The organism is Rhizobium jaguaris (genome assembly GCF_003627755.1).
GTDB lineage: Bacteria > Pseudomonadota > Alphaproteobacteria > Rhizobiales > Rhizobiaceae > Rhizobium > Rhizobium jaguaris.
The window spans coordinates 1171219-1193333 of record NZ_CP032694.1; the positions used below are offsets into that span (position 1 = coordinate 1171219).

Below are 22115 nucleotides of genomic sequence, written 5' to 3' on the forward strand. Positions count from 1 at the left end.
CTCGCGATGGTGATTTTCAAGCGCAGCAATTTGACTGAAGCAATATCGCATCTTCCTCTGATCCCAGCGACACCGGTTGCAAAGAGCTGCAAAACATGGCTGCGACATCATGGTGCAGGAACGGGCCTCCTATTTCGACAGGGGCTCGGTCGGCATAATGCTTTTGGATTGGACGGGCGGCTGCATCGCGGTTACTGATGGTGATATAGACGAGAACTGAATACTCGTCGGGGAACGGCAATCGATCGAGATCAAACTTTGAGCCCAGAGCAAGACGGAAGCCCAAATCAAGGGGCAAACAGCGATAGTGCCCTCTTTCCACCGGTCGACCCGTTCAAGGTCGGCATTCAGGGATGCTGCCCGCGTTGCGGCAACGGTAAGCTCTTCGATGGGCTATTGTCGCTGAAGCCGCGTTGCGCAGCTTGTGGACTCGACTATGCCTTTGCCGATGCCGGCGACGGGCCGGCGGTCTTCGTCATCCTCATTGTCGGCTTCATCGTCATTGGTTCGGTGTTGTGGCTGCAGGTCAATTATTCGCCGCCGATCTGGGTGCATATCCTGCTGTTCGGTCCGTTGACCATCATTCTGTCGCTTCTGTCGCTGCGTTGGTGCAAGGGCATCCTGATTGCGCTGCAATATCGCAACAATGCCAGCGAAGGGCGTATCCATCGTGACTGAGGCCGCCATGCCCGCTCGCCGCGCCAATCCTTTCTGGCGGGTCGGCAAGGTGCTGATCCTGCTTGTTGCGCTCGGCATCCTTCTGGCTCTCGGTACTTGGCAAGTCGAGCGGCTGCACTGGAAGGAAGGTTTGCTCGCCGATATCGCCGCGCGCCAGGGCGCGGCCCCTGTGCCGCTGTCGACGATCGAGGCCATGGCCGCATCCGGCGGCGATATCGAATATCGCGTCGTCACAGCGACCGGTCGTTACCTCAACAATAAGGAACGGCACTTCTTCGCGACCTTCGACGGCGCTTCTGGCTTCAACATTTATACGCCGTTGCAGCTCGCGGATGGGCGCTATCTCTTCGTCAACAGAGGCTTCGTGCCCTACGACGCCAAGGAGCCGGAAATGCGCGTGCAGGGGCAGTTGACGGACGAACAGACCGTCACCGGCCTTGCCCGCGCCAAGCTCGCCGGCCAGCCCTCAGGCATGCCCGACAATGATCTGGCGAAGAACATATTCTATTGGAAAGACCTGGACGCGATGGCTGACAGCGATGGGCTTCCAAAGGATAAGGTGCTGCCCTTCTTCGTCGATGCCGACAAGACTCCCAATCCCGCGGGCTTGCCCATCGGCGGCGTCACCATCGTCGACCTGCCGAATAACCATCTGCAATATGCCGTGACATGGTATGGCCTAGCAGCGGCGCTCGTTGCCATCGTCGCCATCGCCTGGTGGCGCAAACGCCATCCAGACACGCCCCAGCAATAGATTTGCGCAATAGAATAGCTTCATTTCGATGGAATATTCGGCTAGAGCATGATCCCAAAAAGTGCGCTGCGGTTTTTGGATAAGATCATGCGCACCAAATAGAGCAAGCGGCGGGGGCGAACCTATCTATAGCTTCGCCATCGTCACTGATTTCGGAAGAGAGATGAACATAGCGGTTTCCAAATCTGACCTGACCATCCGGCTCTGCGGTCCGCGCGGCTTCTGCGCTGGCGTCGATCGCGCCATCCAGATCGTCGTGCTGGCGCTGAAGGCCTATGGCGCGCCGGTCTATGTCCGTCATGAGATCGTGCATAACCGCTATGTCGTCGAAGGGCTGGAGGCCAAGGGCGCCGTCTTCGTCGAGGAACTGGACGAGATTCCTGCGGAGCATCGCGCTCAGCCTGTTGTCTTTTCCGCCCATGGCGTACCGAAGGCCGTGCCGGCGGATGCCGATGCGCGCAATCTCTTCTATCTCGATGCCACCTGCCCACTGGTCTCCAAGGTGCACAAGCAGGCCATGCGGCATAACCGCCTCGGTCGCCATGTCATCCTCATCGGCCATGCCGGCCACCCGGAAGTGATCGGGACTATGGGCCAGCTTCCGGAGGGTGCGGTGTCTTTGATCGAGACGGTGGAGGATGCAGATGCCTATCAGCCTGCCGATCCCGACAATCTCGGCTTCGTTACGCAGACGACGCTTTCCGTCGACGACACCGCCGGTGTCATCGCGCGGTTGCAGCAGCGTTTCCCGAATCTCACAGCACCATCCGCTGATTCGATCTGCTACGCCACGACCAACCGCCAGGAAGTGGTGAAGGAAGCAGCTCCGGGCTGCGATCTCTTCATCGTTGTCGGCGCACCGAATTCGTCCAACTCCAAGCGCCTCGTCGAGGTGGCGCTCAGGGCAGGGGCTAGGAAATCCGTGCTTGTCCAGCGCGCCTCCGAGATCGATTGGGACGATATCGGTAAAGTCAAAACCGTCGGTCTCTCGGCTGGCGCATCGGCACCTGAAGTCATCGTCAACGAGATCATCGAGGCCTTCCGCGCCCGCTACAATGCTGTTGTGGAGCTTGCTGAAACGGTCAAGGAGACCGAGAATTTCCTCGTCAATCGCGAGCTGCGCAATGTCGAACTGACGGTGGCCGACATGGCCTTCGTCAATGGAGATTGAAGAATGGCCACCTCGTCCTTCGAGGCCTTGCCGCTTGCGCTGACACTGCATCGCCGGGGCATCTCAGGACGAGGTGGAGAGATTTCGCCACCAGGTGCCAAAGATCAGCCCTCATGGTGAGGAAGCCCGCAGGGCCGTCTCGGCACCACGAGGGCGGATGGTTGCGGTGGCCGGCGTGTATCAAACAGGGAATAATTCGTGGCCGTTTATACCGATATTACCGAAGACGATTTGAAGTGGTTCCTGACGGAATATGATGTCGGCACATTGCTCTCCTACAAGGGCATCGCCGAGGGCGTCGAAAACTCCAACTTCCTGCTGCATACGTCGCGCGAACCGTTGATCTTGACGCTCTATGAGAAGCGCGTCGAGAAGAGCGACCTGCCGTTTTTCCTCGGCCTGATGCAGCACCTGGCGAGCCACGGCCTTTCCTGCCCGCTGCCCTTGCCGCGCAAGGACGGCGCGTTGCTTGGCCATCTCTCCGGCCGTCCGGCGGCGCTGATCTCCTTCCTCGAAGGGATGTGGCTGCGCAAGCCCGAGGCAAAACATTGCCGTGAGGTCGGTAAGGCGCTAGCCACGATGCATGTCGCCGGCGAAGGTTTCGCCATCAAGCGGCCGAATGCGCTGTCGCTTGAAGGTTGGCAGGGGCTCTGGGAAAAATCGGAAGCGCGCGCCGACGAGGTCGAGCCCGGCCTGCAGGACGAGATCCGCAGCGAACTCGATTTCCTCGGGCGCTATTGGCCGAAGGACCTGCCGGAAGGCGTCATCCATGCCGATCTGTTCCCGGACAATGTCTTCTTCCTCGGCGACGAGCTTTCCGGCCTGATCGATTTCTATTTTGCCTGTAACGATCTGCTCGCCTACGACGTCTCGATCTGCCTCAACGCCTGGTGTTTCGAGAAAGACGGCGCTTACAACATCACCAAGGGCATGGCGCTTTTAGAAGGCTATCAGAGCGTGCGGCCGCTGTCCGACGCCGAAATCGCCGCCCTGCCGACGCTGTCGCGCGGCTCGGCGCTGCGCTTCTTCCTGACCCGCCTCTACGATTGGCTGACGACGCCTGTCGGCGCGTTGGTTACCAAGAAAGACCCGATCGAATATCTGCGCAAGCTGCGCTTCCATCGCCAGATCGCCTCGAGCGCCGAATACGGGCTCAAGGCATGAAACACGTCGATATCTTCACAGATGGAGCCTGCTCCGGCAATCCCGGTCCCGGCGGCTGGGGCGCCGTGCTTCGCTACGGCGGGGTGGAGAAGGAATTGTCCGGCGGCGAGGCGGAGACGACCAACAATCGCATGGAGCTGATGGCAGCAATTTCTGCCCTCGGCGCGCTGAAGACGCCTTGCGAGGTCGATCTCTATACCGACAGCGTCTACGTCAAGGACGGCATTACCAAGTGGATCTTCGGCTGGAAGAAGAACGGCTGGAAGACCGCCGACAAGAAGCCGGTGAAGAATGCCGAGCTGTGGCAAGCGCTTGATGACACCTATAATCGTCACAAGGTAACGCTGCATTGGATCAAGGGCCATGCGGGGCACCCGGAAAACGAGCGGGCCGACGAGTTGGCCCGCAAGGGCATGGAGCCTTTCAAGAGGAAGTAACTTTCAGTCATGGATAAAGCGAGGCATGTGCCGGGCTGGTATAGGTCGGCCACGGCCCATTCCATTTTTCACTTTTTGGTTCTGTCGACCGGGCCATAGGAAGCGTAGCTCTTGTCTGTCCAATGGGATGGCAACCGGCCAAACGGGGTGGCGAATGGTCAGTCACCGACCTCGGTGTTGAATGAATGGGGTGAGGCGCCGTGTCCAGCAATTTCTGGACGCGGCCGCCCATCCGCTGGCTATCGCCCCTATTCACCGATGCTTGCTGCACTGCGCCTTGCGGCGGTGTAGGGCAGCGCGAACATGTATAGGCCAGTGAACAATAGCAGGAAGAGCGGCGGCAGTGGCGAGTAGACCACCCAAGGTGGCGGTGTCCCGACCCCCATGGCGACGAAGTTGGCGATAACCGTCACCGTAAAGATGATGGAAAGCCAACGATGGACCTGCCGAATATACTTACTCCAATTCATTTTGCCTCCTCCAAAGGCGAGCCTATCCGCTCTTGCTTCTCGTCGCTCAAATATGGTCGATCGGATTTCAATCTGCGCGCGCTAAAACCTGCTCCAGGTTTGCGAAGAATTTCTGCCATCCGTATTGGGCGCCGACATAAGCCTGCTGCTGATCGGGCCGGAAGCCTGACTGCTCCATGCGGAGGTGGGTTCCTGCGCTTGTCGGTGTAAGCGTCCACACGACGACGCTCTCCAGACCATAGGCATCCCATGTGTAAGACAGGGTTTTGTTCGGCTCGACTTCCAGAACGCGACAATCGACGGAGCCCCAATCGGCGCTAAGCTTGAAACGGTGATCCACATTTGGCTTGAAGTCGTTCTTCATGAGCCATTCTTCGATGAGATGCGGCTGGGTGAGCGCGCGCCAAATCTTTTCCGGCGGAAAGGCGACGTCCCGCTCGACAACAACGGAGCGTATCTCGGTTGACGTTTCGTTCATTGGTCCATCCTTCTGAGTAGATCTTCAAGGTCGTCGAACCGGTTCTCCCAGAACCCGGTCATCTCGTTTGTCCAGTCTGTCAGCGGCGCCAGCGCTGCAAGCTGCGCGCTATAATGCGTCTGGCGACCTTCGGGGCGATCGCGCACCAGGCCGGCGCGCTTCAGGGCGGCAAGATGCTTTGAGACGACGGGCTGCGAAACTCCGGCCCGTGCCGTCAGCGCTGCGACAGTTTTTTCCCCCTCGCGGCACAGCCGCTCGAAAATGGCCCGGCGAGTCGGATCGGCAAGTGTTCGGAACAGCAAGTCATGTGCATTCGACATCTCAATTCATACCTATACGGCTATGAATTGACGTATAGCTGCTTGGCTATGAATGAGTCAAGCCGGGACGGGAATCGACACAATGATCCGATCGAGGAACCTTTGCCGTTCATGCGGGAAGGGGTACCATCTATCGACAGCGTTCGTTGCAATTCCCATTTTGATGTTGTTGCCAGAGGAGGCAGCTATGTCCGATGATCATGAGGCTGCTCTGGTACGGGTAACCGGCAGGGTACAGGGTGTCAGTTTCCGTGTCTGGACACGCGATGAAGCGCTGAGGCTCGGCTTGACCGGATGGGTTCGCAACGAATCGGATGGGTCTGTAGCCGCGCTGATTGTGGGATCCGATACCGCGATTTCGACCATGGTCGAACGTTTCTGGAAGGGGCCTCCTGGCGCGTCGGTTTCCCGTGTGGAGAAGCAGCCGACCGCACTCGCGGAGATGCCGACGGGATTCCGCATCGCCCACTAACAGTGCCTGTTATGGCAAACATCCAATCTCCGCTGGGTTCAAATGTGCCAATGGCGCAAGTTACGGGGAGGGTAATGCCCTGCCAGTCTCACCCGCGGTTGTGCCCATTCGCCCCATAGCGCAGGCCATCGACCAGAAGGGCGACCATCCGCCTCGCATGATCGGCTCCGACGTCGTTCGCAGATGTGCAGAGGCTTGCGACCGCGCGTAGAAGGTCATTTGGCTCGACCCCCGAACGCATTTCGCCCGCCATAGCCGCAGCGCTGAGCAATGATTCCAGCGTCGGACGGAGCCGCTTGTCGAAATAGGTCGGCAAGGCTTCGTAGGCAGGGTCACCGGAGTGCAGGGCCGCGGCCAACCCGCGTTTGGCTGAGAGGAAGTCAACGTAACGCTGCATCCACCGCGCCAGCGCTTCGCCGGGCTCGTGCTCTTTGGCCAACACGGATGCCGCATCCGCGCAGGCATCGATCTCGCGACGAAAGACTGCCTTGATGAGATCGGAGCGCTGCGGAAAGTGGCGATAGACGGTGCCGACGCCGACGCCGGCTTGCTTTGCGATTTCCCGGACTGGCGCGTCAACCCCCGACGCCGCAAAGACCGTCATGGCCGATTGCAGCAGTCCGTCGAGATTGCGCTGCGCGTCGGCTCGCACCCGCCGTTCCGTCGGGTTCGCTGCCTCCAGGGCATCATCCTGTTTGTCAAATTTATCGCCCATGCAATTTTCCATTTGCTAAACGGAACAATGTTCCGTATAAAACGGAATAACATTCCGTTTGTTTTTTAACACGGTGTGGCGGTGTTGGCCACACATCATCGCGCCAAAGGGCGGCGCTGATCACCGATCAATCCACAAAGGAAGGAATGGACTATGCGATACCGCACACTGGGAAAAACCGGCATCAAAGTCAGCCCCTTTTGCCTCGGCGCGATGATGTTCGGTGCTGCGGGCAATCCCGACCACGACGAAGGCGTCCGGATCATCCACAAGGCCTTGGACGCAGGGATCAATTTCATCGATACCGCAGATGCCTATAGTCGAGGTGAATCGGAAGAGATCGTCGGGAAGGCCCTCAAGGGGCGGCGCGACAATGTCGTGCTGGCCACCAAGGCACATCTCCCGATGGGCGACGACCCCAACCAGCAAGGCAATTCCCGGCGTTGGCTGACCCAGGAATTGGACGCTTCGTTGCGTCGCCTGCAGACCGACCATGTCGATCTCTATCAGATTCATCGGCCGGCACCGGATACCGACATCGAGGAAACTCTTTCGGCCCTCACCGATCTGATGCGGGCGGGAAAGATACGCGCGATCGGATCATCGACGTTCCCGGTCTCGGAGATCATCGAGGCCCAGTGGGTTGCAGAGCGGCGCGGGCTGGCGCGCTTCCGCACCGAACAGCCGCCCTATTCGATCCTGAACCGCGGTATCGAACGCGAGGTGCTGCCCGCCTGCGAGCGGTACGGCATGGGCGCGATGGTGTGGAGCCCGCTAGCAATGGGCATGCTCACCGGCCGTTATCGGAAGGGCCAGCCGCAGCCTGATAGCGGCCGCGCCAGACGGTTCCCCACACAGATGTCCGATGAACGCAGGCTGCATGCTGTCGAGCAGCTCATCCCTCTGGCAGAGGAGGCGGGGCTGCCGCTGACGCATATGGCGCTGGCTTTCGTGATGGCTCACCCCGGCGTCACATCGGCAATCATCGGTCCCCGGAGGATGGAGCATCTCGACGATCTGCTCGCTGGCGCCGAGGTGCGCCTGACAGACGAAATACTCGATCGGATCGACGCGATTGTCCCGCCTGGCACCGACGTCGGACCGCTAGAGGCCGCCTACAATCCACCGGCGATTTTGAAGGCGGTGTTGCGCCGCCGACCAATGGCTGACCGCGCCGCTGCGTGAGCGGGGTGGGGCCGGTGTTCTGAAGGTTCAGGGCACCGGCCGCCGGTGCGAGGAGAATAGTCCAGCGGGTAAGCGAAACCCGCTCACTGCACGAGGTCTTCGACCGAGGGAGCGACCGCACGCGCGACATCATAATCCATAGTCGCCAATAAAGTTTTGGAAGGATACCGAATGTCGTCGGTAGGAAAACGACGGACCACCTTGCTCAGCCTTTGAATATCTGGAGTCAACCAGACATCGGCACTGGCCGTTTGAGACGGGTAGCGGTTGTGCCAGTACGCACGAAAGTGCGGTCCCTCACCGCCGTCAACGTACGTACAGGACGTAAACCTTGGATAGCCTTCGACAGCATGTGGGGCTGTCCCTCTAGCCCATTTTGATTGGCTTCCCCACTTCTCAAAAGCTCCCGAAGCGGTTCTGAGGCCTTCCACCAACAGCCTTAGGCCACTAGGCTCTACGAAGTTGACGGTTTCTCGATAGATCGCGGTCTTTCTAGTATTTACATATGCTTGATTGACGATGTGACACATGTAATCTGGCTTCTTCAAGTCCAGCGAAGAGTCGGAATCCACTGGGGACGGCGTGGCTGTTTTGAGCCCGGTTCCACGAACGACATCACCCGGTTCGTCGGCGTACGAGAAGACTTTCGTAATGACGCCTGACTTGAGCGCTTCGGCGCTTTGGACGTAGTAGAGTCCTTCCGGTGTTGCTAGCCCCATCATAGCGAACACGTCATCACTGCTGACGCCCATTTCGTCGAGGTAAATGGAAAGCCTCCGCTTCAGCGCTGGATCGGCCTTCGTCGATATCTCATCGAGGTTTCTTCTTCCTGTATCCTGACGATTTGGGCCATTTGTTATCTGATGAAGGCCGATATATGCGTTAGTAGCCGCAGCGCGCACTCTGCCTCCTGCCAGGACGAATGGGCAAGCCGAGAAACAGTACGCTGCTCCAGCGCGAACTTCGCCTTCCGACCAGCCGTCCCTGACGATCTTTTCTGCACAGCGCGGCACCATCATCGGGCAATCATTTAACTGCGTCCTGCCCACCGCGGTTTCGAGGCCGGCAGCTCGGATCATACGTCCAACCGAGAGCGCCGCATCCACATCTCCGCCGCGAGACTGAAACACGACAGAAAGTTTTTGGCCTTTGAGGCTCTTCAGAAGCTCCTTAAATCGTTTGGGCGTGTCAGCCGTTATCTTGCCTTCGGCAGATATCCATTGGACGCAGATTTCCTTGCAATTGCCGCTCCGAACCAGAGCGAAATTCATCGGCCACTCTTCGGGCGCCTGTGCGGCTGCGGCGGTCGGTATGGCGGCAACCAAGGGCAGAAAAAAGCTTACGATGATCAAGCAAAAGCTTGCCAGAAAGCCTAAACGAATAGTCATGAAACGCCTCACAAATAGCAGAGTAAATGCTATTGCCTCGGGCCTCTTTGATACAACCATTTTTAGAAAAATCGCGATTGGAGACAGTGGATAATTCCACCAAAAGGGCGCTTGCGGATCGATAGGTTGAGGATTGGGAGTTGCGCACTGATTCAGACTTTGGTGGGGGCGGGAGGCTAATACGTGCACACGATACCGAAGAGTTGGCCCACAAATAGATACAGGGCTCCACTCTTGTCATAGCCTGGTCGGCACGCATTGCGAGGCTTCCGCTAACCCTGCAAAGTCATGTAATGGCCACTTCGGGCCACCTGCATACATTGTCGTCGCTGCCGAAAAGCGCGAAGACCACGACGGTGGTATCTTGCCCCACGGCCCTTTCCCTCTATGCTGCGCCAAACATCTAGGGAGATAAATATGATCCTGCATTGCGTTTTCATGAGGCTCAAATCCGCCATGACACAGGATGAGAAAAAGGCGCTCTTCGAGTCCATCGCCGCTTTGAAGCAGGTCATTCCCGGCATCATCGATGTCAAATACGGGCCGAATGTCTCTCCGGAGGGGCTACATGGCGGCTTCGTCGATGGGTTCGTGGTGACGTTTGAGAGCCCCGAAGCGCGTGATGCCTATCTCGTGCACCCAGAACACGTCGCCGTCGGTGAGCGCATCGTCTCGTCAAGCGATGGTGGTCTTGCCGGTCTGCTGGTTTTCGACCTCAATCTTTAAACAAGGAGGACCGCCGGCATGTGCCCGCGGCCTCATGCCGGCCGCCGGGGCGTGACGACTGTGAGATTCATCTCGGAGCGCAGGCGAAAACCCATCGCCTTGTAAAGCGAGACGGCCGGTGTGTTCGCTGCATAGGCATGCAGGTAGACGGTCTCGTCCCTCGCCGAGATATCGCCGGCAACGAAGCGAAAGAGCAGGGTGCCGAGGCCGCGTCCCTGAAAATCGGGATGGGTGCAAAGGCCGCTGAGTTCTGTAAAACCGGGCTGGCGCATGCGTTGGCCGGCCATAGCAACGAGGCGGCCATCGATCTTTACCCCCAAAAGGTGCCGAGGCTCTGGGCGCGGAGCGTGAAGGGACCGGGCTTGGTCAGCGTGGCCAGGGCGAGCATGTCGGCCGCATCGGCTTCCGTCAGCGGCTCGATCCGGCTGTCCGAGATCCGTTCATAGGGCCGTTCGGCGATCATCTGCACCAGCTTGTCTTCGAAGACAACCGTCAGTCCCTGGGGGATCGTGATGGGGTTGGCTTCGACGAGCGCCATGACCTCGTCGCCGGCCGGCAGGTTCGCCAGAGCTTCGAGGCTTTCGACCGTATCGTCGGCTGGGGCTGCGAAAGGCACGATGGAGGGCGGATAGCGACGGGCGCGCTCGCTGCCTTCGGCCAAAGTCGCGTGGGCGGTTTGAAGCGCGTTCCAGGCCGGACGGTCAAGAATATGGCTCATGGTTTCTGCTCCTTGTCGCGATTGCCTCGACGGACAAGCGGCGCTTCGGCAAGCCCATCCTCGATTGCTGCGAGTTGTTCCAGAAGCGGTCTGGAGATATCGCCGCAAAGCTCGGTCACCGCCTGTTCGACGCGCGGCCAGACCGATCGTTTCGAATAATCGACGAGTTCCTGTCCGTTCGGTGTCAGCGAGACCAGTCTTCGGCGCTGATCCTTGGCCGAGGCCTGCATGTCGACGTAACCTTGTTCCAGAAGCTGCGAGACGGAGCGCGTGGCACCCGGCTGAGTGATGCCGACTGCCTGGGCGAGTTCGCCGATGGTCAGCGGACCGGCGCGATCGATCGCCGCGAGAAAGGGATAATGAGCAGACTGGATGGAGACGCCGAGCTCTTCGATGATCTGCTGCGTATCGGCCTGAAGGCGTTCGCCAATACGGCGGAAACGGCTGCCGAGGCAGAGGAAGCCCAGCGATTTCACGATATCTTCAACCAAGACACGTTCCTCTCCGATTTACATAAGCTATTATATAACTTGATATGTAATTGTCGAGCTCTCCTTTGGTTGGAGCACAAAACTGTGAGTGAACCATTGCCTCGTTGACCAATGGTGGCCATGTCGGCCCGCCGGTTTTCGATCTCAGTCTTTTGAACAACGGGGCCGCGGACATGCGCCCGCAGCCCCGGTTTGTCCGGCTGGACTCAGCTTGATTTCGCCATGGCAGCAGCGAGCTGATCAACGTTATAACGGAACATTTTTTCATATGTCGGAGCAGGGCCGTTGGCCTTGGAGAGAGATTCGACATAGAGTTCGCCGCCGGGCTCAGCACCCGTGGCCTTGGCAACCTGCTTGACCAGGCGCGGATCGTTCGAGTTCTCGAAGAAATAGGTCTTCACGTGCTCGGTTTTGATTTGCTCGATCAGCTTGGCGACCCCGGCGGCCGAGGCCTCGGTTTCGGTCGAGACGCCAAGCGGCGACAGGAAGTTGACGTTGTATTCGCGGCCGAAATAGCCGAAGGCGTCATGGCTGGTCAGCACCTTGCGGCGATCTTCCGGGATCTTGTCGAACTTGCTGTGCGCATAGGCATCTAGATCGCTCAGCGTCTTGGTGTAGCGTTCGGCATTGGCCTTGAAATCGGCAGCGTCGGCCGGATCGGCTGCTATCAGCGCCTTTTCGATATTGGCGACCCAGACCTTCACATTGACCGGGCTGTTCCAGACATGCGGATCGGCGATAGTCTTGCCGTCGTCGACCATGGTGCGGGTGTTGATCCCCTCCGAGACGACAATCGGCATGCCCTTGTAGCCGGACGCGCCGATCAACCGATCCATCCAGCCTTCCAGACCTTCTCCGCTAACGAAGGTGACCTTGGCCGCATTTAGTTTCTTGGCGTCGGCCGGCGCTGGCTCGAATTCATGGGGGTCGCCGTTCGGGCCGACCAGGCTCGACACCTTCACATGGTCGCCGCCCACCTGCTTGACGACATCGGCCAGCACGGTGAACGAGGCAACGACATTCAAGGTTTCGGCAGAAGCCGGTGCGGCGATGCCGAAGGCGATGAAGGCCGGCAGCGCCGTGGAGAGAAGCAGTCTATATTTGGTCACGATAATCTCCTTGATCAAAATTAGCCCCTGAGATGGGGGCGGGGAATAAACCGGCGGGCTAGGCCAGACGGTGCGAACAGAATGGAAAAGCCATAGATCAGGCTCGCCGTGATGATGATGGTCGGGCCGGAGGCGAACTCGAGATGGTAGGAAGCGACGAGCCCGATATAGCCCGACGCGGTCGCCGTTGCCGCCGCGATTGTCATCATCGCGGGCAGGCTGCGCGACCAGAGTTGCGCGATTGCCGCCGGCAACATCATCAGCCCGACCGCCATCAACGTCCCGAGCGCCTGGAAGCTGGCCACAAGGTTAAGCACCACCAGCAGCAGGAAAAGGAAATGATAGACCGGCCCCCGACCGCCCACGGCGCGCAGAAAGCCGGGATCGAAGCACTCCATCACCAATGGCCGGTAGATGGCGGCGAGCACCAGGAGCGTCACCGTGGTGATCGCGCCGATCTGGTAGAGGGCAGGGGCGTCGATCGCTAGGATCGTACCGAAGAGCACATGCAGCAGATCGATATTAGAGCCACGCAGCGATACGATGAGTACGCCCAACGCCAGTGACGTCAGATAGAAGCTCGCGAAACTCGCGTCTTCCTGCAGTACCGTCATGCGACTGACGAGGCCGGAGAGCAGCGCCACCGATAAGCCGGCCACAAGTCCGCCTAGCCCCATCGCCGTCAGCGATAGCGAGCCAGCGATCAGATATCCGATTGCTGCGCCGGGAAGGACAGCATGACTCATGGCATCGCCCATCAGGCTCATGCGCCGGAGCATCAGGAAGACACCGATCGGTCCGGAGCCAAGGCCGAGGCAGAGGCAGGCGATGAGTGCGCGCCGCATGAAGCCGTAGTCGGCAAAGGGGGAAAGAAAGATATCATAGGCCGTCATTCGGCCGGCTCCCGCTTCGCCAATTTCCGGTGAGCAGGTTCCCGCTCCGGCGCGCAGTCTCCAGCATCCTCGTCCCAGTGCTCCGCCATGGCCCGCGCCTTGATGAGATTATCGGGGTTCATCACGTCCTCTGTCCGGCCCCAGCCAACCAGTTCGCGGGCAATCAGCAGCGTCTCGGGAAAATGCCCCCGTACCTGATCGAAATCATGCAGTACGGCAATCACCGTGCGGCCGTCGCCGTGCCAGCGCAGAACAATGTCGAGCAGGTCGCGCGTCGTGCGCTGATCGATGGCGGTAAAGGGCTCATCGAGAAGGATGATGCGGGCGTCCTGCAGCAGAAGCCGCGCGAAGAGTACGCGCTGGAATTGCCCGGCAGAGAGCGAGCCGATGTGGCGACGCTCGAAGCCCGCCAGACCCACGGCTGCGAGCGCATCCCGGGCGCGCTCCGCGTCAGCGCGCGAAAAACGACCGAAGGCACCGGAATTTTTCCAGGCGCCGAGCATGATGGTATCGGCCACCGAGATCGGAAAATGCCTGACGATGTCGGCCGCTTGTGGCAGATAGCCGAAATCATTGCGCGTCAGCTCGCCGCGATCGACAGACCCTTCCGCCGGCCTCAATTCGCCGATGATCGCCTTCAGGAGCGTCGACTTGCCTGCCCCGTTCGGCCCGGCAATCGCCGTCAGACTACCGGGCTGGAAGGCACCGGAAACGTGATGCACGGCCGGATGGCGCTCATAGGTGACGGTGAGGTTGTCAAGACGGATCGGAACACTCATGCCAATTCCACCGCCCAGCCGATCATTGTCCAGAGGATTGTGATGGCGATCGCAACGAAGGCGAGACGCGTCAATACAGAGCGCCCAATTAAGGAGGAGGCAAAGGGATCGCTGCTGAAAGGCATGCGGCAATTTCCGTAAATGTAATAACATTACGTCTTGTAAAGGAGAAAATGCGGCAAAAAAGCGGCGATGGCTATGGTTTGAGCCGCTGCTATGCAACCAACACTGTAAAATGTCGCGGGAATGCTATATATAGCGCATATATTGTTATCGGATATCGAGATTAGCGGAGCAAACCCATGAATGTCTCTATCGGAGAGCGTCTGGAAAAATTCGTCGAGAGAGCCGTGAAAGAAGGACGCTATGGTTCCGCGAGCGAGGTGGTGCGCGAAGGTCTGCGACTCGTCGAGGAACGCGAAGCAAAACTTGCTTCGCTACGCCGCACTTTGGAGGCGTCGATTGCCGCAGGCGGCGATATCTCCGATGAGGAGCTCGGTGCAGCTTTGGATGCTAAAGCTGCTGAGCTCGCCAAAGAAGGGTATTGAGTGGCGCGGCTTCGTTACACGAGAGACGCGCAAAGCGACATTCTCAATATCCTGACATTTATCACGCATGAGAGCGGTAGTCAGAAGATAGCTTTGAAATTTACGACCTCATTACGCCGCAAATGTTCTGATCTTGCGTCGCTTCCGGGCCATATGGGACGTCCTAGGCCTGAACTTAGACATGATATGCGTAGCTTTGTCTTTCGGAGCTACATAATCTTCTTTCATTATATCGACGATGTTTTTGAAGTCTTGAATGTACTCGAAGGCCATCGCGATCTCGACAGCCATTTCCATCAAGAGGATTGAGGCAAAGCAGCACTCTGAGTGGTCCTTTGCCTCTCTATTGAAATTAGCGCCTAAAGCTGCTCGATCATCGCCGCCGCGCCCGACACGATTGCCTGGCCGGGGCTTTCCTCGATGTTGAGCGCTTTCACCACGCCGTCTTCCACCAGTATCGAATAGCGCTTGGAGCGAATGCCGAGGCCGCCGGCGGAGAGGTCGATATCGAGGCCGAGCGCCTTGGTGAAAGAGCCGTCCCAGTCGGCGAGGAAATGGATCTTGCCCATGCCGCCCGAAGATTGCGCCCAGGCGCCCATGACATGCCAATCGTTGACGGCAACCACGGCGATGTCGTCGACGCCCTTGGCGAGGATGGCATCACGGTTTTCCAGATAGCCCGGCAGATGGTTCAGCGAACAGGTCGGCGTAAAGGCGCCGGGAACGGCGAAGAGCACGACGCGCTTGCCGGCGAAAAGCTGATCGGTGGTGAGTTCAACCGGACCGTCAGCGGTCTTTTCCTTGAACGTGGCGGCGGGCAGTTTATCGCCGACAGCGATGGTCATGGCACTCTCCTTAGGTTGCGATTTGGGGCGCTTGAATGGCCGCCCCGTGAGTAAAACGGTTGGTCGAAACTATAGATCCGGGCTATTCGAACGCAAGCGTGGTTTCCATGGCGCGTTCACCGTCGACGACGAGGATGCCCCAGCTTTTTCCTTTGATATCGTAGTTCTTCGGAAGCTTGCCGATGGCGATTTCGGTCGCAAAAGTCTTGCCGTCGCGTTTGCCGTTGGCCTGTTTGAAAAAGACATAACCGGCCGGGCCGGTCAGATAGATTAGCGGCGCTTCGCCGTTTGCTTCCGGCAGCGTCAGGCGCAGCGAAAGGGTCTTCGCATCTGCCGAAAGTCCGTGATTTTCGACGGCAAAGTCCGGGGAAGGGGCTTGCGGCAGCAACGCATTGGCGGCGTCCAGCAGGGCTTGCTCATGCGGAGCTGACTGGCCGGCGTCCGATAGCGGCAGCGAAAATTGGGCCTGGAAGGGGATGCAGATGTCCTTGCAGAGCCCGATGAAGGCGGTGAGGTCGAGTGTCGCCGGCTGTTTGCCATTGACGCGGAACTCGAGCGGCAAGGTCACCGGCGCGTCATAGCCGATTTCCTGGATTACGCCAACGGTGATCGGCTTGGGTGTCGGATAGCTGGTCTTTTCCAACGTGACGCCGCTTCCGGGCGCCGGGCTCACCTGTGGCGGAATACCGCTTTCGCCGGGCTCACGCCAATAGGTGATCCAGCCGGGCGCCGGCTCGATCTGCAGCGCGGCGCGGATATGGCCCTGAGCGTCCGGCGCCAGGGCCACTAGCCGCATGCGTCCGCCCTCATTGTCTATCCAGCCGCTCATGGCCGCATGGGCGGCGGTGCCGTCAGTCAGTATTGCGGCCGCGAGCGTTCCGAGCAGCGTTGTCAACAGGGGAGCGAAGGAGAGTTTTCCGATCATGGAACAAGGATTTACCGGATGGCGCGATGCTGTGCCAGAACGACGCGGACAAGAAATGATCATTTTCAGTTGATTGATTTATGACATTGCCGCATCTTCTTTTTGAGGGGCGCAGTTACAGACTGCAGTCAGGAGGTACGATGTCCCTATCGACGCTGAAGAATAAAAGCGAAAGAGGTTTTCTCGACGGCCAGTTCCTGATTGCCATGCCTGGTATGGAAGACCAGAATTTCAATCGCACGGTGATCTATATCTGTGCTCATTCCGCAGCCGGTGCCATGGGCTTCGTCATCAACCGGGCGCAAAACCTCACCTTTACCGACGTGCTGCTGCATCTCGAAATGATCAAGGACGATGATGCTATTCTTCTGCCGGCGGTCGCTCGGGATTTCCCGATCCAGACTGGCGGCCCCGTTGAAAGTGGCCGCGGTTTCGTCCTCCATTCCGACGACTATATCAGCGACAGCAGTATTCCGGTGAGCGACGATATCAGCCTGACGGCGACATTGGATATTGTTCGCGCCATTTCCAAGGGCGGCGGGCCGAAGCGCGCCACCATGCTGCTCGGCTATGCCGGCTGGGGCGCAGGTCAGTTGGAGGCGGAAATCAGCAATAACGGCTGGCTCAATTGCCCGGCCAACGAAGAGCTGATCTTCGATCGGAGCCTTGACGACAAGTATGAACGTGCCCTGGCCTTGATGGGTATCAATGCCGCCATGCTGTCGCCGCATGCGGGGCATGCCTAGCCGACCGTCCTTTTGGAACGAAATATTGATAGTGGCGTTTCCCTGTCACCGCACCGGCAACTCCGCCGGTGCCGAATGAGGAGGCGTTCGCTATGGGCAGCATGAGTGACAAGGCATCCGGCAAAGCCAACGAGATGGCTGGTAAGGCCAAACAGGTTGTCGGCAAGGCCACGAAGAGCAAGAGCATGCAGGCCGAAGGCACGGCCCAGAAAGCTAAGGGTAAGGCTCAAGTGGCGGTTGGCAAGGCCAAGGACAAAGCCAAGGGCGCAGTAGGCCGGATGTGATCCGGCAGTTCGGTATGCGTTAAGCTAAGTGCTGCGTCCTTTCGCGTGCTGTCGCATGCGCGGCGCAGTAAAAGAGCCTGTCACGAATTCGCGACAGGCTCTTTTTCATGTCTTTGGCAGCCGAGTTTTGGAGCGCGTTCCATGAGGCTTTTCGCTTGTGACCATTGTGGCCAACCGGTGCATTTTGATAACCGGCAATGCATGCGCTGCGGCCACCAGCTCGGCTTTGTTCCAGAGCTTCTTGCAATGTATGCGCTGGAGGCTGATGGGCCGAATTGGCGCTTGGTCGCCGAGCCGACACGTGTTGTCCGCTTCTGTGCCAACGCCGAACTCGATATCTGCAATTGGATGGTCGAAGCCGGAGATCCCGAACCTTTCTGCATTGCTTGTCGCCATAACCGGCTAGTGCCGAATACGGATACACAGCCGGGCACGGATCGCTGGCGACGGATCGGTCGCGCCGAGCGGCATCTGTTCTATTCGCTGCTGCGCTGGAACCTGCCGCATCCCGATCGCCAACAGGATCCACAGAGTGGGCTGGTCTTCGATTTCCTCGAGGACGAGGTGCAGGGTGGCAATGTCGTGCCGGCGAGAACCGGCCATGAGGAGGGGCTGATTGCCATCCGCGCCGCCGAGGCTGACGATGTCACGCGCGAGCAGGCGCGCACATCGATGAATGAGCCCTATCGTACGTTGCTTGGCCATTTCCGTCATGAGGCTGGCCATTTCATCTGGAACAGGCTGATCCGCGACCGCAACCAGTTCGATGCCTTTCGTGCTGTCTTTGGCGATGAGCGGGTGGACTACGGCGCAACCCTGCAGCAGCACTATGAGAATGGACCGCCGCCGAACTGGCAGGACAATTTCATCAGCGCCTATGCCAGCGCGCACCCCTGGGAAGATTTCGCCGAATGTTTCGCGCACTACCTTCACATCGTCGATACTCTAGAGACCGCCCGCTCTTTCGGCTTGGCGGTCGATCCCAACGGTTATCGCGAAATGGCAACGGCGGTCGATTTCAATCCCTATTGGGCTGAAAGCGCCGAACAGCTCGTCAGCGCCTGGATTCCCCTGAGCGTCGCGATCAACGCCATCCAGCGCAGCATGGGTCAGCCGGATTCCTATCCCTTCATCCTGTCGCCGCCGGTGGTGGCGAAGCTGGAATATCTACATGGAGTAATTAGGGGAGCGTAGCTCTTGCTAGAGCGCCGTGCGTTCATTTGAACGCACAAAGGTCGCTCTAATCTTTTGGATGCTCTAGGCGCGCTTCGTCAGCGGAAAGCGTTCCTTCAACAGCCGGATGACCGAGTCCGATCCCATCGGCGGGCCGAAGATGAAGCTCTGGCCGTAGGCGCAGCCCATCTTGGCGAGTTCGAGCGCATCCTCTTCCGATTCGATGCCTTCGGCGACGACGCGCATATTGAGTTCGCGCGCCATGGAGATCACGGAACGCAAAAGCACGGCTTTCTTGTCGCTTTCGTCACGCACCATCGCCTTGTCGAGCTTGATCGTGTCGAAGGGGAAACGGGTGAGGTAGGAGAGCGATGAATAGCCGGTGCCGAAGTCGTCGAGCGCTAGGCCGATGCCGGCTTCGCGCAGCTTGCCGAGCACGAGGCGGGCCTGTTCCGGGTTCTCCATTACCTGCGATTCGGTCAATTCGAGCTTGATGCGGTTCGGTTCGCAATGAGTTTTGGCGAGCAAAGCGCGGACATCATCGTAGAGCTCGTTGTTGAGGAGCTGCACGCTGGACAGGTTGATGGAAACAAAGAGCGGCAGGTCGCCGGTCTGGCGCTGCCAGGCCATCAGGTCGTTGGTCGCCTGTTCCATTGCGAACATGCCAAGCGGGCCGATAATATCCGAGGCTTCGGCGATCGGTATGAATTCCGACGGCGGGATATTGCCGCGTTTCGGATGCTCCCAGCGCATCAGCGCCTCGAAGCCGGCGATTTCGGCGTCTTCCAGTCGAACGATCGGCTGGTAGACCAGCGACAATTCCTTGCGCTCGACGGCACGGCGAAGGTCCGTTTCAAGCTGCAGACGGTCGGTGCCGAAGCTGCGGAATGCAGGCTGGAAAGGCTCGACGCGATTGCCGCCGGCACGCTTGGCGCGATACATGGCAAGCTCGGCGTCACTCAGCAGACCGGTGGCACTCTCCTGCTGGTCGACCCAGGACGTCAGCCCGATCGAAGCAGTCAGGATGATTTCGCGATTGGCGAAATTGATCGGCACCATGATCGCCTTGCTGATCGCATCGGCGAAATCAGCGACCTTTGCCGGGTCGCGTTCTGAAACCAGGATCAGGCCGAACTGGTCGCCGGAGAGCCGCGCCAGCGTGTCTTGCGGCTTCATCAGCCGACGAAGACGGCGTGTAAGCGCGATCAGGATATTGTCGCCAGCGGCGACACCGAGCGTATCGTTGACCAGCTTGTAGCGGTCGATATCGATCACCATCACCGTCGGACGCAGCTGGTTGCCTTCAGGCGCCAAAGTGAGAACGGCCTGCAGGCGGTCTATGAAAACTTGGCGATTGGGCAGACCGGTCAGATTGTCGTGCAGCGCGTCGTGTAGCAGCCGCTCGATCGAATTCTTCTGCTCCGTGATGTCGACGATGGTGCCGACGCAGCGGATGATCTCGCCGTTCGAGCCGAGCACCGGGCGGGCGCGGATCGACAGCCAGTGGAAATGCCCGTCTTCGGCGCGGATGCGGAATTCATGGTTCAGCCGGCCGCGGCGGTGTTCGAGCAGCACGTCGAGTGTTGCGCGGAAGCGGTCGCGATCGTCGGGATGCAGCCGCGGCAGCCAGTTGCGAGCCGCACCATGCATGGTGCCGGGCGACAGGCCGAGCTTCATCGAGATATCCGGGGTCGTCACCACACGGTCGCGCGCCACGTCCCAGTCCCAAACGGTGTCGCCGGAACCGGTAAGCGCCAGGGATTGCCGCTCGAGATCGGAGAACAGGCCCTGCTGGAATGCGCCGCCCGCGAAAGCATGCTGCATCACCGTGAAACCGATCAGCAGCACGATCAGAACGAGGCCGCCGCCGAGCGCCGGCTGGATGATGTCATTGTCGAGCTTACCCGTTATCGTCATCCAGGCGCCGAACAGCCAGACCAGGATCAGCGCCCAGGCGGGTACCAGCAGAATGGCGCGGTCATAGCGGCTGAAGCCGAGATAGATGATGAGCAGCAGACCCGCCGTCGCCGTCAGCGCCAGCGACAGCCGTGCGATACCGGCGGCGATGGATGGGTCGTAGATCGCCACGCCGAAAAGCAGGGCGAGACCGAGCACCCAGGCAAGTGTCACGTAGCCCAGATGCGCATGCCATCGATTGAGGTTCAGATAGGTGAACAGGAAGATCACCAGGCTCGACGCGAGCGCTACCTCCGCACAGGCGCGCCATATTCGCTGATCGCTGGAGGTGATGCTGATGAGTTTGCCGAGGAAACCGAAATCGACGCAGATATAGCCGAGCACTGCCCAGGCAAGCGCTGCCGTCGCCGGCAACATCGAGGTGCCCTTGACGACGAAGAGAATGGTCAGGAATACCGCCAGCAGACCGGCGATGCCGAGCACGATGCCGCGATAGAGTGTGAAGGCGTTGACAGTGTCTTTGTAAGCGTTCGGCTCCCAAAGATAGAGCTGCGGCAGATTCGGCGAGGAGAGTTCGGCGACAAAGGTGACGACCGCGCCGGGGTTCAGCGTGATGCGGAAGACGTCGGCCTCGTCGCTTGGCTGCCGGTCGAGGGCAAAGCCCTCGCTCGGCGTGATCGCGATGATGCGCTGCGAGCCGAGGTCCGGCCAGAACATTTTCGAGTTCACCAGGCGGAAGTGAGGTGCGACGATGACGCGCTCAAGCTGTTCTTCCGAGACATTGGCGAGTGCAAAGACGGCCCAGTCGCCCTGATGGTTCGGCGATGAGGACCGCACCTCGATGCGGCGGCGAATGCCGTCGGCGCCGGCGGCGGTGGAAACCTGAAAGGCCTCGCCCTGATTGGTGTAGATCTCCGTCGTCGCTGTCAGATCCAGCGCGGTGTCGTCGCGCGAAATCTTCACCGGTTCGGCGGCATGCGCCATGCCGGCAAGAAAGAACAACATGGCAGCCGTGAGGATCGCGAGGATCGCGGACGACCATTTGGTCAACGGCGGGGTTGGCGTGAGATCGGCGGTCATTGCTGGTCGGATTTTCTGCTCAGGTCGGCGTCGGACGCCAACCGGGAAAACATCACGTGATCACGCCACTGACCGTTGATTTTAAGATAACCGCGCAAATGACCTTCCCGTTGGAAACCGGCCTTTTCCAAAAGCCGCATGCTACGCTCATTATCCGGAATACAGGCTGCTTCAATACGGTGCAACTCAAGTCCCGAAAAGATGTAGGGTATAACCAACTGAAGTGCGGCGAACATATGGCCCTGGCCTGAGTGCCGCTCGCCCATCCAATAGCCGATCATGCAGCTTTGCGCGGCGCCGCGGCGGATGTAGCCGATCGTGATGCCGCCGAGCAAAGTCATATTCTCTTTAAGAAAAATAAAAAGTGGGATGGCCTGGCCGGAGCTGTATTCCTGTTTGCCACGGATGACGCGGGCTCGATAGGCGCCCTCGGTCAGTTCGTCATGGCGCCAGGTCGGCTCCCAGGGTTCCAGGAAGCGTCGGCTTTCGGCCCGCAGCCGGTGCCATTGATTGAAATCGGAGTAACGCGGCAGCCGCAGCAAATAGGTCGCGTTTTCGAGTTCGACCGCGTCCGGATGACGTGACAGAAACCGAAAGACCGATTTTTGCATTCCGCCCAGTACTCCCCGAAAGATTGAACCCATAGGCT

26 protein-coding genes and 3 pseudogenes are annotated in these 22115 nt (G+C 59.2%); 14 read left to right on the forward strand and 15 right to left on the reverse strand.

Annotated features, from left to right (window positions below; genetic code table 11):
* Positions 1-258: 258 nt before the first annotated feature.
* The 5 genes from CCGE525_RS05650 (at position 259) to rnhA (ending at position 4204) form a co-directional block, all read left to right on the forward strand.
* Positions 259-678 (forward strand): DUF983 domain-containing protein, encoded by a 420-nt coding sequence (locus tag CCGE525_RS05650; RefSeq protein WP_120703427.1) that lies wholly within the window; start codon positions 259-261, stop codon positions 676-678.
* A 7-nt stretch (positions 679-685) separates the two neighbouring features.
* A complete protein-coding gene (locus tag CCGE525_RS05655; protein ID WP_120703428.1) occupies positions 686-1432 on the forward strand; it encodes an SURF1 family protein in 747 nt (248 codons plus the stop codon).
* A gap of 163 nt (positions 1433-1595) precedes the next feature.
* On the forward strand, positions 1596-2603 hold the full coding sequence (ispH, locus tag CCGE525_RS05660) for a 4-hydroxy-3-methylbut-2-enyl diphosphate reductase (protein WP_120703429.1): 1008 nt from the start codon (positions 1596-1598) through the stop codon (positions 2601-2603).
* 198 nt (positions 2604-2801) lie between these two features.
* Positions 2802-3767, forward strand: a complete 966-nt coding sequence (locus CCGE525_RS05665) for a homoserine kinase (protein WP_120703430.1) — start codon at positions 2802-2804, stop codon at positions 3765-3767.
* Positions 3764-4204: a ribonuclease HI gene (rnhA, locus tag CCGE525_RS05670; protein ID WP_120703431.1), complete on the forward strand. Its 441-nt coding sequence runs from the start codon at positions 3764-3766 to the stop codon at positions 4202-4204. The genes CCGE525_RS05665 and rnhA overlap by 4 nt, the downstream gene beginning before the upstream one ends.
* Before the next feature lie 248 nt (positions 4205-4452).
* On the opposite strand, the gene CCGE525_RS05675 is transcribed toward rnhA, so the two are convergent.
* From CCGE525_RS05675 to CCGE525_RS05685, 3 genes are all read right to left on the reverse strand, one after another.
* Positions 4453-4674: a hypothetical protein gene (locus tag CCGE525_RS05675; RefSeq protein ID WP_120703432.1), complete on the reverse strand. Its 222-nt coding sequence runs from the start codon at positions 4672-4674 to the stop codon at positions 4453-4455.
* A gap of 67 nt (positions 4675-4741) precedes the next feature.
* Entirely contained in the window at positions 4742-5152 is a 411-nt protein-coding gene (locus tag CCGE525_RS05680; RefSeq protein WP_120703433.1) for an SRPBCC family protein, read from the reverse strand.
* Positions 5149-5472 (reverse strand): ArsR/SmtB family transcription factor, encoded by a 324-nt coding sequence (locus tag CCGE525_RS05685; RefSeq protein WP_120703434.1) that lies wholly within the window; start codon positions 5470-5472, stop codon positions 5149-5151. The genes CCGE525_RS05680 and CCGE525_RS05685 overlap by 4 nt, the downstream gene beginning before the upstream one ends.
* Positions 5473-5659: 187 nt before the next feature.
* Between CCGE525_RS05685 and CCGE525_RS05690 the strand changes: the two genes are divergently transcribed.
* Positions 5660-5944, forward strand: a complete 285-nt coding sequence (locus tag CCGE525_RS05690) for an acylphosphatase (RefSeq protein WP_120703435.1) — start codon at positions 5660-5662, stop codon at positions 5942-5944.
* Positions 5945-6032: 88 nt separating this feature from the next.
* Here CCGE525_RS05690 and CCGE525_RS05695 read toward each other — a convergent pair whose 3' ends face one another.
* Entirely contained in the window at positions 6033-6659 is a 627-nt protein-coding gene (locus CCGE525_RS05695; RefSeq protein ID WP_120703436.1) for a TetR/AcrR family transcriptional regulator, read from the reverse strand.
* Positions 6660-6812: 153 nt separating this feature from the next.
* On the opposite strand from CCGE525_RS05695, the gene CCGE525_RS05700 reads away from it, so the two are divergent.
* Positions 6813-7844 (forward strand): aldo/keto reductase, encoded by a 1032-nt coding sequence (locus CCGE525_RS05700; protein ID WP_120703437.1) that lies wholly within the window; start codon positions 6813-6815, stop codon positions 7842-7844.
* Between the two features lie 83 nt (positions 7845-7927).
* Here the strand turns inward: CCGE525_RS05700 and CCGE525_RS05705 are convergent, their stop codons facing one another.
* Positions 7928-9232: a COG3904 family protein gene (locus tag CCGE525_RS05705; RefSeq protein WP_162950131.1), complete on the reverse strand. Its 1305-nt coding sequence runs from the start codon at positions 9230-9232 to the stop codon at positions 7928-7930.
* 417 nt (positions 9233-9649) lie between these two features.
* On the opposite strand from CCGE525_RS05705, the gene CCGE525_RS05710 reads away from it, so the two are divergent.
* Complete coding sequence (locus CCGE525_RS05710; RefSeq protein ID WP_120703439.1) at positions 9650-9958, forward strand: Dabb family protein; 309 nt, start codon at positions 9650-9652, stop codon at positions 9956-9958.
* A 32-nt stretch (positions 9959-9990) separates the two neighbouring features.
* Here the strand turns inward: CCGE525_RS05710 and CCGE525_RS05715 are convergent.
* The 6 genes and pseudogenes from CCGE525_RS05715 to CCGE525_RS39525 form a co-directional block, all read right to left on the reverse strand.
* Positions 9991-10676, reverse strand: a pseudogene (locus CCGE525_RS05715) (GNAT family N-acetyltransferase).
* The gene (locus CCGE525_RS05720; RefSeq protein WP_120703440.1) at positions 10673-11167 is read right to left on the reverse strand and encodes a MarR family winged helix-turn-helix transcriptional regulator; all 495 of its coding nucleotides are present in this window, start codon (positions 11165-11167) and stop codon (positions 10673-10675) included. The pseudogene CCGE525_RS05715 and the gene CCGE525_RS05720 overlap by 4 nt, the downstream one beginning before the upstream one ends.
* A 206-nt stretch (positions 11168-11373) precedes the next feature.
* A complete protein-coding gene (locus tag CCGE525_RS05725) occupies positions 11374-12276 on the reverse strand; it encodes a metal ABC transporter solute-binding protein, Zn/Mn family (protein ID WP_120706277.1) in 903 nt (300 codons plus the stop codon).
* A 20-nt stretch (positions 12277-12296) separates the two neighbouring features.
* A complete protein-coding gene (locus tag CCGE525_RS05730; protein ID WP_120703441.1) occupies positions 12297-13169 on the reverse strand; it encodes a metal ABC transporter permease in 873 nt (290 codons plus the stop codon).
* Positions 13166-13948, reverse strand: coding sequence for a metal ABC transporter ATP-binding protein (locus tag CCGE525_RS05735; protein WP_120703442.1), 783 nt, complete (start codon positions 13946-13948; stop codon positions 13166-13168). Before CCGE525_RS05735 ends, CCGE525_RS05730 begins: the two co-directional genes overlap by 4 nt.
* Positions 13945-14073, reverse strand: a complete 129-nt coding sequence (locus CCGE525_RS39525) for a hypothetical protein (RefSeq protein WP_281024644.1) — start codon at positions 14071-14073, stop codon at positions 13945-13947. The genes CCGE525_RS05735 and CCGE525_RS39525 overlap by 4 nt, the downstream gene beginning before the upstream one ends.
* Before the next feature lie 177 nt (positions 14074-14250).
* On the opposite strand from CCGE525_RS39525, the gene CCGE525_RS05740 reads away from it, so the two are divergent.
* Positions 14251-14496, forward strand: a complete 246-nt coding sequence (locus CCGE525_RS05740) for a type II toxin-antitoxin system ParD family antitoxin (protein ID WP_120703443.1) — start codon at positions 14251-14253, stop codon at positions 14494-14496.
* A complete protein-coding gene (locus tag CCGE525_RS05745; protein ID WP_120703444.1) occupies positions 14497-14805 on the forward strand; it encodes a type II toxin-antitoxin system RelE/ParE family toxin in 309 nt (102 codons plus the stop codon).
* A 50-nt stretch (positions 14806-14855) separates the two neighbouring features.
* Here CCGE525_RS05745 and CCGE525_RS05750 read toward each other — a convergent pair whose 3' ends face one another.
* Both CCGE525_RS05750 and CCGE525_RS05755 read right to left on the reverse strand, forming a co-directional pair.
* A complete protein-coding gene (locus tag CCGE525_RS05750; protein ID WP_120703445.1) occupies positions 14856-15341 on the reverse strand; it encodes a peroxiredoxin in 486 nt (161 codons plus the stop codon).
* Between the two features lie 82 nt (positions 15342-15423).
* The gene (locus CCGE525_RS05755) at positions 15424-16266 is read right to left on the reverse strand and encodes a protein-disulfide reductase DsbD domain-containing protein (protein ID WP_425375886.1); all 843 of its coding nucleotides are present in this window, start codon (positions 16264-16266) and stop codon (positions 15424-15426) included.
* Positions 16267-16472: 206 nt separating this feature from the next.
* On the opposite strand from CCGE525_RS05755, the pseudogene CCGE525_RS05760 reads away from it, so the two are divergent.
* The 4 genes and pseudogenes from CCGE525_RS05760 to CCGE525_RS05770 all read left to right on the forward strand — a co-directional run.
* Positions 16473-16949: pseudogene (locus tag CCGE525_RS05760) on the forward strand (YqgE/AlgH family protein); the annotation flags it as partial.
* A gap of 26 nt (positions 16950-16975) precedes the next feature.
* Positions 16976-17041 (forward strand): annotated as a pseudogene (locus tag CCGE525_RS39805) (hypothetical protein); the annotation flags it as partial.
* 63 nt (positions 17042-17104) lie between these two features.
* Complete coding sequence (locus tag CCGE525_RS05765; RefSeq protein ID WP_120703448.1) at positions 17105-17296, forward strand: CsbD family protein; 192 nt, start codon at positions 17105-17107, stop codon at positions 17294-17296.
* 141 nt (positions 17297-17437) lie between these two features.
* Positions 17438-18490: a zinc-binding metallopeptidase family protein gene (locus CCGE525_RS05770; protein ID WP_120703449.1), complete on the forward strand. Its 1053-nt coding sequence runs from the start codon at positions 17438-17440 to the stop codon at positions 18488-18490.
* A gap of 63 nt (positions 18491-18553) precedes the next feature.
* On the opposite strand, the gene CCGE525_RS05775 is transcribed toward CCGE525_RS05770, so the two are convergent.
* Complete coding sequence (locus CCGE525_RS05775) at positions 18554-21466, reverse strand: sensor domain-containing phosphodiesterase (RefSeq protein ID WP_120703450.1); 2913 nt, start codon at positions 21464-21466, stop codon at positions 18554-18556.
* Positions 21463-22077 (reverse strand): GNAT family N-acetyltransferase, encoded by a 615-nt coding sequence (locus CCGE525_RS05780; RefSeq protein WP_120703451.1) that lies wholly within the window; start codon positions 22075-22077, stop codon positions 21463-21465. The genes CCGE525_RS05775 and CCGE525_RS05780 overlap by 4 nt, the downstream gene beginning before the upstream one ends.
* Positions 22078-22115: the final 38 nt, after the last annotated feature.